16 protein-coding genes are annotated in these 17,064 nt (G+C 66.5%); 4 read left to right on the top strand and 12 right to left on the bottom strand.

Annotation, left to right across the window (positions count from 1 at the left end):
* Positions 1–10 precede the first annotated feature (10 nt).
* Entirely contained in the window at positions 11–1,144 is a 1,134-nt protein-coding gene (locus AC5Y4H_RS19565) for an NAD(P)H-dependent amine dehydrogenase family protein (RefSeq protein ID WP_499984163.1), read from the bottom strand.
* A gap of 128 nt (positions 1,145–1,272) precedes the next feature.
* Here AC5Y4H_RS19565 and AC5Y4H_RS19560 point away from each other — a divergent pair, with 128 nt between their 5' ends.
* From AC5Y4H_RS19560 to AC5Y4H_RS19545, 4 genes are all read left to right on the top strand, one after another.
* The gene (locus AC5Y4H_RS19560) at positions 1,273–2,097 is read left to right on the top strand and encodes an IclR family transcriptional regulator (RefSeq protein ID WP_499984277.1); all 825 of its coding nucleotides are present in this window, start codon (positions 1,273–1,275) and stop codon (positions 2,095–2,097) included.
* A gap of 25 nt (positions 2,098–2,122) precedes the next feature.
* Positions 2,123–2,848, top strand: coding sequence for a pirin family protein (locus AC5Y4H_RS19555; protein ID WP_499984162.1), 726 nt, complete (start codon positions 2,123–2,125; stop codon positions 2,846–2,848).
* Positions 2,849–2,905: 57 nt separating this feature from the next.
* A complete protein-coding gene (locus AC5Y4H_RS19550) occupies positions 2,906–4,354 on the top strand; it encodes a YhgE/Pip domain-containing protein (RefSeq protein ID WP_499984160.1) in 1,449 nt (482 codons plus the stop codon).
* A 79-nt stretch (positions 4,355–4,433) separates the two neighbouring features.
* Positions 4,434–5,543 (top strand): phosphodiester glycosidase family protein, encoded by a 1,110-nt coding sequence (locus AC5Y4H_RS19545; RefSeq protein ID WP_499984275.1) that lies wholly within the window; start codon positions 4,434–4,436, stop codon positions 5,541–5,543.
* Here the strand turns inward: AC5Y4H_RS19545 and AC5Y4H_RS19540 are convergent.
* The 11 genes from AC5Y4H_RS19540 to AC5Y4H_RS19490 form a co-directional block, all read right to left on the bottom strand.
* Positions 5,536–6,237, bottom strand: a complete 702-nt coding sequence (locus AC5Y4H_RS19540) for a YoaK family protein (RefSeq protein ID WP_499984159.1) — start codon at positions 6,235–6,237, stop codon at positions 5,536–5,538. The two genes, AC5Y4H_RS19545 and AC5Y4H_RS19540, sit on opposite strands and share 8 nt — an antisense overlap.
* Positions 6,238–6,274: 37 nt before the next feature.
* Positions 6,275–7,039, bottom strand: a complete 765-nt coding sequence (locus AC5Y4H_RS19535; protein ID WP_499984157.1) for a mammalian cell entry protein — start codon at positions 7,037–7,039, stop codon at positions 6,275–6,277.
* Positions 7,006–7,566: an Rv1363c family protein gene (locus AC5Y4H_RS19530; protein ID WP_499984155.1), complete on the bottom strand. Its 561-nt coding sequence runs from the start codon at positions 7,564–7,566 to the stop codon at positions 7,006–7,008. The genes AC5Y4H_RS19535 and AC5Y4H_RS19530 overlap by 34 nt, the downstream gene beginning before the upstream one ends.
* A complete protein-coding gene (locus tag AC5Y4H_RS19525) occupies positions 7,563–8,534 on the bottom strand; it encodes an RDD family protein (RefSeq protein ID WP_499984154.1) in 972 nt (323 codons plus the stop codon). The genes AC5Y4H_RS19530 and AC5Y4H_RS19525 overlap by 4 nt, the downstream gene beginning before the upstream one ends.
* A complete protein-coding gene (locus tag AC5Y4H_RS19520; RefSeq protein ID WP_499984152.1) occupies positions 8,531–9,280 on the bottom strand; it encodes an Rv1363c family protein in 750 nt (249 codons plus the stop codon). The genes AC5Y4H_RS19525 and AC5Y4H_RS19520 overlap by 4 nt, the downstream gene beginning before the upstream one ends.
* Positions 9,250–10,800, bottom strand: coding sequence for a virulence factor Mce family protein (locus AC5Y4H_RS19515; protein WP_499984151.1), 1,551 nt, complete (start codon positions 10,798–10,800; stop codon positions 9,250–9,252). Before AC5Y4H_RS19515 ends, AC5Y4H_RS19520 begins: the two co-directional genes overlap by 31 nt.
* Positions 10,794–11,999 (bottom strand): virulence factor Mce family protein, encoded by a 1,206-nt coding sequence (locus AC5Y4H_RS19510; protein ID WP_499984274.1) that lies wholly within the window; start codon positions 11,997–11,999, stop codon positions 10,794–10,796. The genes AC5Y4H_RS19515 and AC5Y4H_RS19510 overlap by 7 nt, the downstream gene beginning before the upstream one ends.
* A gap of 8 nt (positions 12,000–12,007) precedes the next feature.
* The gene (locus AC5Y4H_RS19505) at positions 12,008–13,624 is read right to left on the bottom strand and encodes a virulence factor Mce family protein (RefSeq protein WP_499984149.1); all 1,617 of its coding nucleotides are present in this window, start codon (positions 13,622–13,624) and stop codon (positions 12,008–12,010) included.
* Positions 13,621–15,213, bottom strand: coding sequence for a virulence factor Mce family protein (locus AC5Y4H_RS19500; RefSeq protein WP_499984147.1), 1,593 nt, complete (start codon positions 15,211–15,213; stop codon positions 13,621–13,623). Before AC5Y4H_RS19500 ends, AC5Y4H_RS19505 begins: the two co-directional genes overlap by 4 nt.
* Positions 15,210–16,250 carry a virulence factor Mce family protein gene (locus AC5Y4H_RS19495; protein WP_499984146.1) on the bottom strand — a complete coding sequence of 347 codons (1,041 nt, stop codon included), beginning with the start codon at positions 16,248–16,250 and terminating at the stop codon, positions 15,210–15,212. Before AC5Y4H_RS19495 ends, AC5Y4H_RS19500 begins: the two co-directional genes overlap by 4 nt.
* A partial coding sequence (locus tag AC5Y4H_RS19490; protein ID WP_499984144.1) for an MCE family protein occupies positions 16,247–17,064 on the bottom strand: 818 nt, incomplete at its 5' end. The genes AC5Y4H_RS19495 and AC5Y4H_RS19490, both read right to left, overlap by 4 nt.

Below are 17,064 nucleotides of genomic sequence, written 5' to 3'. Positions count from 1 at the left end.
CGTCGCCGGGCTAGAACAGGCGGCTGTCCGGCGGCGGGCCGGGCACCGGACGCACCAGGCCCGTTCCGGTGATCAACGGCAGATCCAGCGCGGACAGTAGCCCGGGCGGGGCCGCACACACCGCGGGGATGGCGTTGACCATTCGCGACGAGCCGGCGATGCGCGCCCCCAGGTCGTGGTCCGCGCCCTCGGCCATCTCGAATTCGCAGCGCATGCTCGGCGAGCCCTCGATCTCCACCCGATACAGTCCCTGTCCGGACGCCGGCCCGTAGCCCAGGTCCTTCGGCGCAATGGAGATCCGCGGCTGCGGCCAATCCGGGGCGATGTCATCACGCATGCGCGTCACGTGGTCGAGCACGAAAGTCGGCTTCCCGTCCACGTAACCGGTCAGCGTCGAACGCATCGCGGCGATTGTTCCGGCGGCGATGTGACCCGTGGGGGTGTCGAAAGACTCGGAGGCAGGGATGCGCTCGTTGCTCTCCTCGATGTTGTCGATCTTGACGCCCAGCCCGGCGGCGAGCTGGTGTAGCACCGGCCCCCAGCCGAAGGTGAAGATCCCCGGCTGGGCCGCGAACGCCGGATAGTCCGGCTGCTGGCCGAATCCGAGGATCTCGTAGACGGCGGAGGGGTCCGGATAGGTCGCGTAATTGAACATCTCGGTCACCCGCACCGACTCGATCACCCGGGAGACGCCGGTAAGAAGCAGCGGCAGCACGTCGTTGGCGAACCCGGAGTCGATGCCCGTGGTGAAGAACGACGCACCCCCGTCGATCGCGGCCTGGCGCAGGGGATCGGTGAACGCGGCGTCGACGGCGTCGGGAAATACCAGCGGCACCACCGAGCAGGACACCACGTTCTTCCCGGCCCGCAGTATCGACACCATGTCCTCGACGGCCTCCAGCGGTCGCAGGTTCGCGCCGGCCGCGTACACCACCACGTCGGCGTCACCGGCCAGCATGGCCGCCGGATCCTGGGTGGCCACCACGCCGACCGGCGCGATGCCACACAGCTCCCCCGCATCGCGCCCGGCTTTCGCATCGCTGTGCACGACGACATCGACCAGTTGCAGCTCCGGATGGTCGATCACCCCACGCAGGGCGACCACGCCCATCGAACCCGGCCCCCAAACTCCCACCTTGAACACCACATTCTCCTAATATTAGGACGTATAGCTTGGCATTTTGGACGGATCGTAAGGAGGTGGCGGTGGGAACGTCAATGGCCGAATTCCGCAGCGACACGGGCACCAAATCGCCGCCCACCGCCCGGGTAATGAACATCCTTGCCGCGCTGGCGGATTCGTCACAGGGCCTGACCTCGGCCGAGCTGGCGAAGAGCTGCGCGATCAGCACCTCGACCTGCGCCTTGGTACTGGCCGAACTGGAACGGCGTGCCTGGGTGGCCCGCCGCGGCGATCGCCGCTACGTGCTGGGCAGCGGATTGTTCGGACTGGTGCATGGGCTGCGCGAGCAGTTTCCGTTGCTCGACCGCGGGCGTGACGCGCTGCGCTTCCTGCACCGCACGCTGGGGGCGGGCTGCTCGATGTCGAGGATCGGCGCCAGGCATCTGACCACCGTCGACGCGGTCGGCCACGGCACCGACGGCGAGCATGCCGTGGGGCAGCGCTTCCCCATCGACCCGCCGTTCGGTCTGGTCGCCATGGCCTGGCGCGACGACGACTTCGTCGAGGCGTGGCTGCATCGCGTGATGCCCAGGCTCACCCGCACCGAAATCGTCGAGCACCGACGGGTACTCGCCGATATCCGCGCCCGCGGCTACGGCGCGTGGCGGTTCGACGACACGCACCGGTCGCTGCACACTCGGCTTGCCGATGTGCTCGCCTCGCTGGAGCCGACAGCGCAGGTCACCCGCCAGCTCACCACGCTGATGACGATGGTCACCTTGCGTTCGGTCACCGACGTGCTCGAGACCGAGTTGGCCACAACGGAATTCGTCGTGCTGCCGATATTCGCCCATGACGGGCAGCCGGAGTACCAGATCGAGATCCACCTGGGCCACGCCGCCGGGTTGACCTTGCCGGAACTCGATAAGGCGCTGCGGCACGCCCAAGGGCTGCTCACCGCGGCGGTGGCCTGACGCGGCAAGCGATTAGGCTGGCGCCATGTCCGCGACCATCGAGATAAGGGGTGCGGAAAGCCGGGCCGTGACCAGCACGCCGTGGCTGACATCCCGGCACTCATTCTCCTTCGGCGGCCACTATGACCCGGAAAACACCCACTTCGGGCTGCTACTGGTGAACAACGACGACATCGTCTCGCCGGGAACGGGATTCGATACCCATTCGCACCGCGACATGGAGATCGTGACCTGGGTGCTGAACGGCGAACTGTCGCATCGCGACTCCGCGGGCAATCGAGGTGTGATCTATCCCGGCCTGGCGCAACGGATGTCGGCCGGCCACGGAATCCTGCACTCGGAGCGAAACGACTCCCCCACTGAGCCGGTTCATTTCGTGCAGATGTGGGTGGCCCCCGATGAGACCGGCGTCGAACCGAGCTACCAACAGCATGAAATCGACGAGAAGCTGTTGGCGGGCGATCTTGTGACGATCGCCTCAGGCATGCCCGCGCACGACGCCGCGATCACCCTGCACAACCGCAACGCCGCGCTACACGTGACGCGGTTGGCGGCCGGTGCGGCGGTGGACCTTCCGCGGGCTCCCTACCTGCACCTTTTCGCGGCCAGGGGCCGGGTCAACGTGGAGGGAATCGGCGCGGTGACCGAGGGCGACGCCGTGCGATTCACCGACGCCGACGGCCGGCGCGTGTCGGCGAGCGGGCCGTCGGAACTGCTGATCTGGGAGATGCACGCAAAGCTCGGTGACTGAGGCCATAGAGGGCCGGCTCCCCAGCCCATAGAGTGGGCTCGACAGACAGGAGTCGGCATGCCTCAATCGCACCCGCAGCACGCGGCGCCCAACCCCAACCGGAACATCAAGGCGATCCGCACCGTGCGGTTCTGGGCGGCGCCCCTGGTGATCACCGTGGCGTTGATGTCGGCGCTCTGCGCGCTCTACCTCGGTGGCATCTTGAACCCGACGACCAACCTGCGTCATTTCCCCATCGCGGTGGTCAACGAGGACGCGGGGCCCGGCGGCGCACAGATCGTCGACCGCCTGGTCAATGGGTTGGACAAGAACAGGTTCGACGTTCGCGTGCTCTCCCGCGCCGAGGCCAAGCACCAAATGGACACCGGCCGGGTCTACGGCCAGGTGCTGATTCCACCCAGCTTCTCGTCGAAGTTGCGGGACTTCGCGACCAGCGCGGTGCTACCCGCCCGGGCGGACCGGCCGTCGATCACGGTGTCCACCAATCCGAGGGCCGGCACGCTCGGCGCGAGCATCGCCGGTCAGACCCTCAACACCGCGATGGGGATGGCCAACGGCATAGCCGGGCAACGGGTTATGGCGGAGGTGGCCGCGCAGACCGGCGGCGCACCACTGGCCGGTGCGGCCCAGGTGGGCCTGAGCGCCCCCATCGACATCCAGTCGAACGTGTACAACCCGCTGCCGAACGGCACCGGCAACGGCCTGTCCGCCTTCTACTACGCGCTCCTGCTGCTGCTGGCCGGATTCACCGGCAGCATCGTGGTCAGCACGCTGGTGGACGCGCTGCTCGGTTATGTGCCTGCCGAATTCGGCCCGGTGTACCGGTTCGCCGAGCAGGTCAGAATTTCCAGGTTCCAGACCCTGTTGCTGAAGTGGGCCATGATGGTGCTGCTCGGGCTGCTCACCTCGGCGGTGTATTTGGCGATAGCCGACGGGCTCGGCATGCCCATCGACCACAGTTGGCAACTCTGGGCGTTCGGAGTCTTCGCGATCGCCGCGGTTGGCATCACGTCCAGTTCCCTGCTCTCGGTTCTGGGCACGGCCGGAATGCTGGTCAGCATGCTCATCTTCGTGATCCTGGGTTTGCCGTCGGCCGGCGCCACGGTACCCCTGGAGGCGACACCGTCCTTCTTCCGCTGGCTGGCCGAATTCGAACCGATGCACCAGGTCTTCCTCGGGGCCCGCTCGCTGCTCTACTTCGGCGGCCATGGCGATGCGGGCCTGACCCAGGCGCTGACCATGACGACGATCGGCCTCGTCATCGGGCTGCTGCTCGGCGGTATCGTCACACATCTCTACGACCGCAAGGGCTTTCACCGCATTCCGGGCGCGGTCGAGCTCGCGATCGCCCAGGAGCACCAGGCGCAGCACCAGGCCCGCCGCGGTAAGCACGCGAATGCGGCCGCGCCGGCCACAACCGAGCCGTCGGCCACAACCGAGCCGGCCGAATCCGGCGTTGGCGAACCCGCCGCCACCTCGCCCGAAAGTTCAAGCGAGCAAGCGTAATTCGCGTGTAGCCGCACCGTCATCGCACCGTTACCTTTGTTGACAGTGTGACTTCTGAGGCAGATGATGTTCATGTTGCATCCAGCTTCAGGCGGAAAGGGCTACCGTGCTGACCCGACGCGCCAGCTTCCGCCGGCTCGCGGGGTGCTGCGCCTCCGTCGTCGCCTGCTTCACCTTGGCCATCACCTCGGGACAGCCCATGGCCCGGGCCGCCGACGGCCGTGACCTGCTCGCGAATGCCATCGGCAGCACGCGTGGTTCGTACCTGGTCTACAACTTCGGCCCCGGCCATCCCGCGCCGATGCTCAACGCCGGCGGCAGCTGGTACGAGATGAACAACGGCGGCCACCTGATGATCATCAAGAACGCCGCGGGACGCCTGTCGCCACATCTGCTGGTCGACACGCACCAGGGCGATCAGGCCCGGTGTGAGAACAACCCCGGCGCCCGCACCGGTGAGGGCCTCTGGCAGGCCTCGGAGCTCTACGCGCCGCTGCAGGCCTGGCAGCGCATGGGCCAGCCGACCATCGCGATCAACGCCAACTTCTTCGACGTCCGCGGACAAAAGGGCGGATCGTGGCGCCAGACCGGCTGCAGTTCACCGTTGGGCGCCTTCGTCGACAACACCCAGGGCCAGGGACGCGCCAACCAGGCGGTCACCGGCACCGTCGCCTACCCGGGCAAGCAGGGCCTTTCGGGCGGCGGCGAAAGCTGGAGCGCACTGTCAACCATGATCCTGCCGTCCGGCGGTGCGCCATATGTGGTGTGGCCCAGAACAAAAAGCGACTATGACGCCGCCACTCCGGTGGTCGCCGACCTGCTGAACAAGAACGAGCGATTCGTCGCGGTCTCGGGCATCGGGCTGTTGGCGCCCGGCAACACCGGCCAGCTGCACGACGGCGGGCCCAGCGCGGCACGAACGGCTATCGCATACTCCAGGCAGAAGGACGAGATGTACATCTTCGAGGGTGGCAACTACACCCCGGACAACATGCAGGATCTGTTCCGCGGACTCGGCAGCGATAACGCCGTGCTGCTCGACGGTGGTGGCTCGTCGGCGATCGTGCTGCGTCGCGACACCGGCGGCATGTGGGCCGGGGCGGGATCACCGCGCGGATCGTGCGACACCAGGCAGGTGCTCTGCGATTCACACGAGCGCGCGCTACCCAGCTGGCTGGCGTTCAATTAGCGACGGCCGCGGCGCTTTTCGTCGCGGCCGGCCCCAACCAAAAGATCAGCAGGCTCGTCGCTATCACCGCCGCGGTGACCACGAACACCGGGGCGATCACGTATCTCGAAATCGTCGCGCCGAAGAAGGCGCCTGCGCACATGGTGGCGACGACGCCGATGCGCAGCCTGTGGCGTTCGCCGGTGCCGCCGGCCAGGCGGCTGTCCAGTCCGAGGCTGACGATCGTCGACGTCAGCACCGTGGTAGACAACTCCTGAATGCCGAACTGGCGCGCGCTCGAGTGTTGTAAGCCGAACGTCACCGCCAGGATGCCGATCATGATCAACTTGGAATTCCCTTGATAGCGCAGCACTCCCGCGCCCGCCAGGATCGCCAGCGTCACCAGCAGCACGATCTCGATTGCCAGTATCGTCGTGATCCACGTTCGCGTGCGGCTGCCGAAATAGCGCGCCAGTCGGCCGCTGACGATCGTCGTGCAGACGAAGGTCGGCAGCGCCACCACCACCGCGGTCAGGTCGATGGTGCTGCTCGGGGCCAGCCAGAATCCGAGGAAGATCACGTTGCCGGTCATGTTGGCGACGAACACGTGGCCCAGCGCCAGGATACTGATCGAGTCCGCCAATCCGGTGGCGAAGGTCAACAGCAGCAACGCTGCTACGGTCCATCGTTCGGATACCGGAGACGTGACAGCCATGCGGTGCAGTATATTTCGGCTCCGCCGGCCGCCACCGTCAAACTTTCGGCGTCAGATCCAGTGACGTGATCGTGGTCATCCTGGTCACCAGCCAACGGTTGCTGGACCGCTTCAAGAACAGCCGGTAGGACAGGTACTTCAGCGACGGGACGTTCTTGGTCAGCGGGCTGGTGGAGGTCGTATTGGTGTAGACGATGACGGCAGCGTTGGGGTCGTCGAGCGTTTCGACGGCCGCGCCGGTGACCTCGGTGCTGTTGGTGATCTTGGCCTGCTTGTTGGGCGCCACGATCGCGTCGACGAACTTGCGGTACTGCGCTTCGAAATCGCCGCTGAGGTAGCGGGATGCGCGGTCGGCGAGCGTGTCCATGTTTTCCGGCGTGTACGTCCACAGCGTGGTGATCGCGTTGGCCGCGGTCCGCGCGACGTTCAATTTCGTTGTGGCGACGGCTCGGTCGGCCAGATATGGCTGCACCATGGCGCCGGCGAACGCGGCGGATCCGACGAATAGCAGGGCGGCAATCATGGCGACGATGGCCCAGGCCCTGCCGGCTCGCCGCTTCTTCCGCGCGCCGTCGGCCGGCGCCGAGTCGGCCGCCTGCTCCGCGGCGCCGCCGGAGGGCTCGTCCGTGGCGTCGCCGCCGTCAGGCCCGGCTGCCGTGTCTTCGGATTCCGTTGCCGCGTCTGACTTTTCGTCGCTTGACGCCGGCCCGTTGCCCTCCGCCGCCTCGGTGGCCGCGTCCTCGGGGGCGGCTGCGCTCTCCTCGGCGGTCACATCACCTGCTGCAGGCTGCTGATCTTCCACTGGTTCCCTTCCTGCGTCGCGGTTGCCGCCCAACGATTGGCGTTCTGCATTACCTGTTTTTCATCCGGCGACTTGGTGGTGATCGCCGTTGCCACCATGACATTGACGCTGCCGTCGTCGTTCCATCGCTCCAGGCCGGCGTCCAGGACGGTGCCGGTGGCCGGTTCGGCCCGGGCGACCTGGAGGAGGATCTCGTTGGCGTTCTTCTGGTATTGCTTGGCGAAGTCGCCGGTTGCCTGCGCCAAGATCCGGTTCACGTAGTCGTTGGCGTGGAACGGATCGATGGAGGTGAACTGCGTCATGAAGCCGCTCACGTAGTTCAGCACCTCGCGGTCCTTCGACGCGGTCCGCGCCCGGGATGCATGCGAGGCGAGCATCAGCACGCAAGCGGTGATCGCCGCCACCATCAGTACCGCGGCGACCGTGCTCGCCAACGGCATCAGCCAAGGCCGGGGCGCCCCTGCTTCGACCGGGCGCGCGACGAGCAGGGGTCGCTCGCCGGGAGCAAACCGGCGGCGGGGGCTCATTTGCCGCTCCCGGGCTGTTTCGGCTTGGTCAGCACGTTGAGATCGTCCACGCGCCAGCTGTCACCGCCGGCCTTGGCGAAGTTCACCCGCACCGTGGCGCTGATGTAGCGCTGTTCGGGCCCGGTGCCGCGCCGGCCCTGCATGAAAAGCAGCATGGTCGCCCGATCCGGGCTCGCCGATTCGATCGAGCTGTTGGTAACCCAGTACTCGTTGATGACCGGGTGGCCCTTCTGGACCAAATCCTGCTGGGCCGCCAGCTGGGGCCGATATTTGTCGGTCGCCAGCGACAGTGCCCGGGCGAAGTCGTCGTGCAGCGTCTTGGGGTCATACGTCAGCATCTGGGCGACCATCTTGGGCCCCTGCGTCGCGAGCTGGGCGCGGGTCTGGTCGGTCGCCCGGTCCGCGGAGTACACCACAAAGAAGCTCACCGCGGCCCCGGCCAGGCAAAGCATCAGCGCGCTCGACACGGCGGCCGCGCTCCAGCGCCGGATCTGCGGCGGCACCGTGCCCGGTTCCAGGCGGCGCACTTCGGTGCGCGCCAAGATGTCGGCGAATGTACGGCGGCGTGAATCCCACAGGGGCCAAAGCCATCCCACGATCGATGCGGTATCGAGCAGGTGGGCGACGTCGCGGAGCAGCAGCGTCCACGGTCCCGCAGCGGCGCCGGTGCGTCGCGTCACCGCGATACCCACCAACCCGCGGCCCAGGCTCCAGCCGGTGATCACCGGCAGCAAGAGCCGGTTGAGGAGAACCAGCAGGATCGCTATGCCGAGGACGGAGATGGCCAGCCACCACCACACCCCGCCAGTCGGCACGGTGAACGACACCAACACCAGGGTCGTCACCACCGCTATGCCGGGCAGCACGTCGACGGCGAACGCGCTGACGCGAGAACGCCAGGGAGCCAGGGTGTCTGGCGATGACTCCTGGTTTGCCGTGGGCGCAGTCTGTTCGACCACCACCGTCACTTCGTCACCTGGTCGAGCTTGGAGATCTTGTACTGCCCTTCGGCGAACGCCATTTTCACGCGCAACCGGTAGCCGGCTTCGCTCTGGTTCTGGTCGCTGGCCACCTTGACGCGCAGTGCGACAAGGATATCGATCGAACCGTCGGGGTTGTTGCGTTCGACGGCTGCCCGCACGTCCGACACCTGAACGTGGACGTTGGCGGCCTGATACGCCTGCACGAGCATGCTGGTGTACAGCAACGCCTGCGATCGGAAGGCGTCCGTGCCGCAGTCGATGATCTTCTGCTCACTCGCGGTCATCGCGTTGGTGTCCGGCGCCTGGGTCGCCGACACGCACTCCACCGCGGCCTTCAGCGCCGCGTCGTCGTTGCGGGTGGTCCGCTGGGTCTGGTGGTGGTAGTGCAGCGCCAGGTAGCCGCCCGCCCCGACGGCGCCGGCGCACAGCACCAACACCGCGGCGATGGCGGCCAGCCACCCGCGGCCCACCCGGGATGGACCGCGGGGTGCGGCCACGGCGGGCTCGCCGGATTCCGCGTCATCCCCGGCAGGGCCGTCGGTTTCAGACCGGTCGGCGTCGACGTCGGCATCACCGTCGGTGGATTCCACGGGATTCCCGGAGGCGTCCTGCGGATCGGTGTGCCCGGATCCGGTCTCGGGTGCCGTCGAATCCTCGTCCTTGTCCTGCGTGGTCAACGAATCGTCCGCGTCGATGGGGTTCAGCCGGCTGGTGCCAGCATCTCCTTCCATCCATCGTCTCCTGTTCTGGTCGAGTTCTCGACGGAGTATTTCACTCCGTCTGGCCCTACCAGTTCACCGCTTTGGGGACTGTAGATCGCCGAGGGAGGCCCGCTGGGTTTGTAGACACAGGGGTTGGGCTGCTGGCCATTGCACTGCACGGTACCCGACCCCGGCCGGGACAACGGATCGCTGGTCGGCGGCGGTGTGCCCGCGACCCGGTCCGAGGGTGCCGGGTTCAACCCGTTGTTGATCGACGGCGCGGGGATCACCATCCCTGGCCGGACCGATTGATCACAGCGCGCGGCCGGTGCGGGGCAGGTCAGAATCTGGTTGGGGTCGCCATACCAGGGGTTGGTACCCGCGGGCACATACGGCTTGGGGTCACGGCATTCCCGCGGAGTCGCGGCTCGCTTGCCCGGAATGTCCGTACAGGGGATGTTGCGCGACCCGCGCACGCTGTTGGCCGGGGTCTCCATCGGGATCTTGCAGTACGTGCCCGTGGGCAACGGCTGGATGCTGGTATCGGCCGGGGACCGCCACTCTGGGGCGGGGATGAAGCCGGTCAGGCAGGGCGGCGGCTGGTTGATCGACAGCGCCAGGTCGAGCGCGGCCATGTTGGGGAACGGCGCGGCCACCGTCTGGGCGATCGATGCGCCCTGCGGGAGGAACACCAGGACCTGCTCGACGCCGGTGTGGTAGCGCTTGAGCAGGTCGAACACCACCTCGAGGTTGGCCAGCGTCTGCGGCAGCGAATCCCGCACGTCGTTGAAGACCGAGTTGACCTGATCGGCCGTCGGCGCCGCCTGGCGCAGCAGGCTTTTCAGATGTTGATCTTCCTGCGCGGACTGGGCGCCCAACCGGTTCAGGTTGCGTGCCCAGCGCTCAATGGCATCACCCGATTTGACCTGGCTGTCCAGCACCGGGCCGGAGTTCTGGATGATGTTGTTGACGTCGGTCATCTGGTTCTTGAAGTCGCCGACGATTGCCTGCGTGGCATCGACCAACCGCTGCAGGTTGGGGCCCAGCCCGCCGACGGATTGCGCCGTCTCGTCGAGCAGCTGGCCGATCTTCTCCTTCGGCAGCACGGAGAGCCCACGGTTCGCCGTATCCAGGGCCGGCCCGATCTCGGCCGGCACGGTGCCCTTCGTGATCGTCTGGCCCTCGGACAGGTACTTGCCGGGGTTACCGGGCGAGGTCAGGTCCAGATACTGCTCACCGACGGCGGAGACCGAGTGCACGTTGGCCGTCGCATCGATCGGGATCTTGTAGTGGCTGTCGATGCTCATCGTCGCCAGGGCGCCGTGCTCGGTCGGTTCGACGTCGGTGACCTTCCCGATGGTGATGCCGCGATAGGTGACGTTGGCCGTGGGATACAACCCGCCGGATGCGGGCAGGTCGGCTTTCAGCGTGTACCGGCCGATGCCGACCAGGCTCGGGATCTGCAGGTAGTAGATCCCGAGGACGAGCAGCGAGATGATGGTCAGGATCCCGAAGGCGATCAGCTGGCGTCGGATGAAGGGAGTCAGCAATTCCTGTCCCCCCTTTCCACCAGCGGTCCGCCCGGCGCGTCATTCGGGTTCGGCGTGTAGCGCACGTCGGGGATCATCGTCTCCGGATCGCGTCCGAACGACTGCTCGAGTGCCCGCAGGGCTCCCGACAATCCGGTTCCCGTGAGGAACGCGTTGTCGACGGCGCTGTACGTCAGGTCGAGCGTCAGCGAGATGTTGATGTAGTCGCCGCGGAAGATCTTCGGGACCGTGTCGATGTCGAACGGCTGGGTGAGGATCAACTTCAGCGCGCCGATCAGGTACGGCGAGGCCTTACCGAGCTCCTTCAGCGGGCACTGCAGCGCCTGCAAGTCGGTGTGCAGCGGCCCGCGCGCCTCCGAAAGGTATTGGTCGGCGGCCTGGCTGAGCCGTCCCACCGAATCGACGGCGTTGATCAGCAGGTTCTTCGTGTCGGCGAAATGCTTGATCAGCGGCGGGATGTCGGTGAGCACCCGATCCAGGACGTCGGCCCGGCCACCCACGTAGGTCAGCAGCCGGTTGGTCGAGTCGATCGCGTGCGTGATGTCGTCGCGCTGCTGGTTGAGCTGGCTGGTGAAGGTGTCCAGCTTGCCGAGCAGGGCCCGGATCGCCTCGCCGCGTCCGTTGAAGACGTTGTAGATCTCGTTCTGCAGCACCTCCAGGTTGGGGATGCCGCCGCCGCGCAGGATGAGCGACAAACTGGCCAGCGTCTGCTCGGTGGTGGGATACGAGGTCGAGTTCTTCAGCGGAATGGTGTCGCCGTTCTTGAGCAGTTCGGGCGACGGGTTTGGCGGCGCGGCGAGCTCGACGTGCTGCGAACCCAGCAGTGAGGTCTGGCCGATCCTGGCGGTCGCGTTCTTGGGCAGCTTGACCTTCTTGTCCAGACCCAGCGTCAGGGTGGCGATCCAGTTCTTCAACTGGATTGCCTTGATGGAGCCCACGAAGACGTCTGCGACCATCACCTTGCTGTTGCCGTTGATCGCCAGGGTGTCGGGCACCTGTACGTAAACGGTCATGGCTCCGGAGCCACTGCCGGGGCCGCCCGGGATCGGGACCTGCGAGATACCTTTCCAGCCACACGAGCTCAGCACCATCGCGGCGACCAGCAGGATCAGCCCTTGCCAGCTCCGATGGCGGAGCACGCGAACCGCACCTCTCACAGGCCGGCGGTCCGGCTTGCCCCTGGCGCGTAACGCGTCCATCGCGCGGCTCACTGGCCACCTCCAAAGTCAGCGGGTGACGCGGGCCCGCCCGCGTTCGGTGCGGGCGCGGACACCGGCGCGGGTGTCGGGGCGACGGGGCCCGGGATCACGCCCGGCCCCGGCGGTGGCGGCGGGATGGGAACCTGCGGCGGATTCTGGCCGATGACGGGCGCTATCGGATTTTCGTCGTACGCGTTCGGCGGCCCCGGCGGCGTCTGCAACGTCGACTGGACCGGCGCGATGTTCGGTCCGCCCATCAGCTCGTTCAGCGAGTCCGGAGTCATCAGACCCGCGGTGATCGGCCCGACCTGCTGACCCTGCATGCCCGGGGCGACGATCCAGCCCGGTTGGGTGTTGCGGTGTGACGTCGGGGTGTCCGGCACCCAGATGCCCGGGACGGTGGTGTCCTTGTATCCGTTCGGCGGATGCAGCCGATCCTCCGAATAGGCGACTTCCTTGGGCAGCGTCTCGGCCGTGCTGAACAGGTTCAAACCGAACGGCGGGTAGTTGAACTTGATCGCGTCGAGAATCGGCGCGAGGTACTGCGCGCACAGCTCGGCGGACTCTTGGTAACCCAGCCGGCTGCCGGCCTGGATCGCACTACAGATGAACTGCATCGGGTTCGCGAAGTTGGTGATCGACGGGATGGCGACCACCGAACCGTGCGACGGGTGATAGATCTGGTTGATATTCGACGCGGCCGTCGGCAGGACGTGCAGCGCGGTCTCCAGCCCATTCAGTGGATCGGGTTGCAGCAGCGCGTTCGTCGCGGTTTCCAGGTTGTTGATGTCTTGGACCAGCACCCCGCGGTTCTGGTCCAGCCAGGGCCGCACGGTGGTGAGCAGGCTGTCGAACTGCTGGATGGCGTTCGCCAGGTCGGTGTCGGAATGCGCGAGGTGCGTGGTGAAGTCGGCCAGGTTCTGGTTGAGCGCGACGAACTGCTGGTCGTCGTTGTGCAGCGCGTTGACGAACAGCGCCAGGCTGCGCACCACCGCGAAGAAGTCTCCGCGACCCTCGTTCAACGCCGTCAGCGCCTGCGACAGGTTGCTCAGCGTGTTGTTGAACTGCTTGCCCTTGCCGGCCAGCCCATCGGCGAACGACTCGATGACCTCACCGAACGGGCCCTTCGGCTGCTCGGGCGTCGGGCCCAGCTTGGAGATGATGTTGGTGATGCTGTTGCGCAGCTGATCCCACTCCACCGGCACCTGGGTGCGCTCCTCGGGGATCACCGCGTTGTCGGCCAGCACCGGACCGCCCTTGTAGGCGGGCTCCAGCTGGATGGCCCGCGACGCCACCAGGGTGGGGTTGAGAATCACCGCCGAGGCATTGGCGGGAACGCGGTACTGGTTCTCGTAGTGGAACGTCACCTTCATCTTGTTGCCGGCCGGCTCGATCTTGTCGATCGCGCCCACCCGCAGCCCCATGATCTGGACCTTGTCGCCCGGGTACAGCGCGTTCGCCGCCGGGAAATAGGCCACCACCGTGTTGGTGGTCACCTTCTGGTACAGCCGCCAACCGACGTAGCCGACGACGATGGCCAGGATGACCACCACCGATGCGATGATCACCGATGCCCGAGTCAGCTTCGGCAGCCGCACGTTGCGGATATCAAAGATGGTGCTCAATTCTGGCTACCTCCCCCCGCTGCGCCACTGCCTCCGGATCCCCCGGGGTTGATGAACGGTGCCGGGAGCTGGTTGCCCGGCCCGGGCGGCGCCGCCGGTCCCGGCGGGAATCCCGGCGCGAACGTCGACGGCGGCGGCGTCGGTCCCGCGGGTGCGAGGTTCTCGGTGCGCGCACCCGGGGGTGCCTGCGCCGGCAACGGCACCGGCGTACCCGGAACGTCGGGTGGCGGATCGCCCGGCCGGCCCGCGATCGGGATGCCCGGCGTCGGCGGCAGGCCCGCGGGGTTCGGCGGTGAGGTCATCACGTCCACCGGCGCCGGGAAGCCCGGCCCACCGAACGGCCCTGTCATCGCACCCGCACACGGCAATGGGTTCCACGGCCGCGGCAAACCCTCGTCCCCGATGGTGACGTTGCCGCCGGGATTGGCCGGACTGTACGAGCACGGCGAACCCGGCGGGACCGCCGGACCCGGGTGATCCGGCGTGCCCTCCAGCACCGGCGGCGCCGGCGGCGGCGCGCCGTTGGGGAACCGGGTGCCGTTGGGGTCGGGCCACCGGAATTCCGGCAACGCCGCGCTGCGCCAGAAGTTCTCCGGATCGATGCCGCGCTTCTTGAAGGCGGCGTCGACCCACGGCTGCGAAATCTGGTACAGGGCCAGGTTGTGCAGGACCACCTTGAAGAACGGTCCGGACGCGATGGCCTCGTTCAGCGAGGGCAAGAACTTGCCGACCTCGGTGAAACCGTTGGCCAGGTCGTCTTTGCGCTGCACCAGGATGTCGCTGACCGTGCGGAGCTGTTCCAGCACGTGGTTCAGGTTCGGGTTGTCGTTGATCAGCCCCTTGACCTGTTCGGAGAACGCCGCGACGTTGCCGAGCAGGGCATCGATCGCCTGGCCGCGCTCGTTGAACGCGGCCAGCAGCGTCTTGGCGTTGACCAGCAACCGGTCGATCTGATCGCTGCGGTCGCCGAGGATGCTGGCCACCTTGTTGGCTTGGGCGAGCAGGTGCTTGACCTCTTCGTCGCGCTTGCCGATGGTGGCGGAGAACTTCTCCACCCCTTCGAGCGCGGGGCTCAGGTGCGGATACGTCTGGTCGATGGTCTGAGACAGCACGTGCAGCGACTGCTTGACGGTGTCGATGTCCCAACCCTGGGCGGCCTTGGTGACGTCGAAGAACGCGTCGTAGATCTGGTAGGGCGTGGTGCTCTGACCGATCGGCAGCGTCCCCCCGGGCTTCAGCGTCTGGTTGCCGCGCGGCTCGAGTTCGAGAATCTTCTTACCGAGGATGGTGTCGGTCTTGACCGCGATCCGGCTCTCGGTGCCGAAGCGTTCGGTGCCGGCGTTGAACTGGACCGCGATGTGATCGCCGTCGATCTTGAGGGCCTCCACCTTGCCGACGTCCACGCCGGCGATGCGGACCTTGTCGCCCTTGCTGAGGCCGCCGGTGTCGCTGAACTGCCCGTAGTAGTGCGGTTTGGCCATCAACATCGGGACGCTGGTGAAGCTTTGGCCCACGCCGATCACCAGCAGCGTCACGACGATGCCCATCAGACCGATGCGGACCCGGTTGGGTGGTTCCAGTGTTCTCATTGCGGCGTGCACCTACCCGTCGGCTGCTGGAACAGCCGGACCGTGCGGACCGGACCACCGGCCTGCAGACCGTTGATCTTCAGGGTGATGTCGCAGGCGTAGAAGTTCACGAAGTCCCCGTAGGACCCGATTGCGCGCCCGATCATGTTCAACGCCGTCGGCACCTTCTTGAGGTAGTCCTGCAGTTGGTCCTGCTGGTCGATCAGCGGCTGCTGGACCGCGTCCAGGTAGTTGAGCGTGTTGTGCAGCAGACCGCGGTCCTCGGCCAACAGGTCGGCAACCGTGCCCGCGGCGTTACTGATGTGCGCGGTCCCCCCGGCGAGTTGGTCACCGTGGTCCTTGAGACCCGTGATCAACACCTCCAGGTTGTTGATGGTCTGGTCGAACTGCTGCCGGTGCCGAACTGTCGTGTCCAGCACCGTGTTCAGGTTCTTGATGACCTCACCGATGGCCTGGTCACGCTCGCCGAGCTGGTTGGTCAGCTGCGCGGTCTGGTCGAGGATGTCGTTGATGGTGCCGCCCTGGCCCTGGAACACCGTGACCAGCGAGCTCGCGATGGTGTTGACCTTTTGCGGGTCGAGCGCCCGGAACAGCGGCTTGAACCCACCGATCAGGGCGTCGAGGTCGAGCGCCGGCTGGGTGCGTGACAGCGGGATGAACCCGTTTGGCGGCAAAACCTTGTCGGCCCCTTCGCCTTGACCCCGCTTGAGCTCCAGGTAGCGATTACCGATCAGGTCGAGGTAGCGGATCTGGGCGCTCGTCGACTGGTACAGCGGGATCGAGCGATCGACATTGAATTTCACCAGCGCCCGCTTGCCACCGTCGACCAGCTTTACCGTGTCGACCTTCCCGACCTCAACGCCCGAGGCGCGGACGAACTGGCCCGCGCGCAGGCCGCTGACGTTGATGAATTCCGCCGAGTATTTGTTGGTGCGGTCGAAGCGCATCTGACCGAACACCACGATGATCATCACAGTGAAGACCAGCAGCACCACCGAGAAGATGCTGAGCTTGACGAGGGTTCCGGTGATTTTCATGGGTTGATCGTGTTATCCCCTACCTGGCGGCCCCAGACGTACTCGATCGCGTACGGCGATCCGGTGTCCAGGTGGTTGTACGGCGCGAGGCTGTTGCCGGAGTCCATCACCAGCTCCGGAGCGGGCCACAGGTCATGGGTGAGGGGTTGCCAGCAACCCGGCGCACCGCCTGGGCCGCCGCGCGCGTTCACCCGAGGCAGGTTCTCCGGGTAGACGTAGGGGTTGGGCGCACCACCGATCAGGCCGGCCGCGCCGCCAAGCCCCATCGTCAGCGCGGCGACGGCTACCAGCGACAGCGGGTTCGCGACCAGTCCCAGGCCGGACAACGCCTGGGTGTGGGCGACCAGCGAGTAGCCGTTGCCGCCCAGGAACGATGAGGCTTTGGGCTCGATGTCGTGGTAGTTGCGCACGGTGCAGAACAGCTCCGGGCTGTAGGTGTCCAGCAGTTGCGCCGTCGGCACCAAATCCTCGGCACCGCGCGCCAGATAGGGCCCGCCCTTGTTGAACAGATCCGCACCCGTGTTGCCGAACCCGGCCGCCGACAACAACGCCTGATCCAGATCCTTCTGCTGGGCATTGATCGTGCGCGAGGTGATCACCGCATTGTTCAAGAAATCGAACAGATCCGGCGACGCGTTCGCATACGTATCACCCAGCGCCGCCAACTGCTGAATATCCTTGCGCGCCTGGGGCATCTGCGGATTCACATCATCAAGAAGCGTATTGGCGTTGGTGATCGACTGGCCCAGCTTCTCCCCCAGCCCCGACAACGACTGCGCCGCCGCACTCAACGTCAGATTCAGCTTGACCGGAT

The organism is Mycobacterium sp. NGS58 (assembly GCF_059812385.1).
Note: the sequence above shows the minus strand (reverse complement) of the source record. Positions and strands in the feature narration are given on the sequence as shown.